The sequence below is a fragment of the Psychrobacter sp. 16-MNA-CIBAN-0192 genome, assembly GCF_040309565.1.
Taxonomy (GTDB): domain Bacteria; phylum Pseudomonadota; class Gammaproteobacteria; order Pseudomonadales; family Moraxellaceae; genus Psychrobacter.
The window spans coordinates 1-247 of the sequence record NZ_JBEOOX010000580.1 but is presented as its reverse complement, the minus strand read 5'-3'; the positions used below and the strand labels follow the sequence as shown (position 1 = coordinate 247).

At 40.5% G+C, this 247-nt stretch carries 1 protein-coding gene; it reads right to left on the bottom strand.

Annotated elements, in window-relative coordinates; all coding sequences use genetic code 11:
* Positions 1–239, bottom strand: a 239-nt coding sequence (locus AAEY78_RS14465; protein WP_502943792.1) for a DUF2797 domain-containing protein, incomplete at its 3' end; no start/stop codon positions are given.
* Positions 240–247: the final 8 nt, after the last annotated feature.

The window sequence follows — 247 nt, the reverse complement described above, 5'->3', positions numbered from 1 at the left end:
ATTATACACAGGTCGCAACTGGCCAGTTTTGTCATGCATACATAACAATGGCCCTGAGAATAACTTTTCTTGGTTTTTTTACCGCAGTTGCTGCAAAAAATATTACCCGTATGAGTCATGGTTAATGACTTACCAATAAGCGGGTTAAGCGCTAAACGCGCTTCTCCGACAGGTAAATGATACTCCACCTCATGATCATCATTGAGGTGGGTTTTTAGTTTTGATAGCGTTCCAAACATGGTTAATC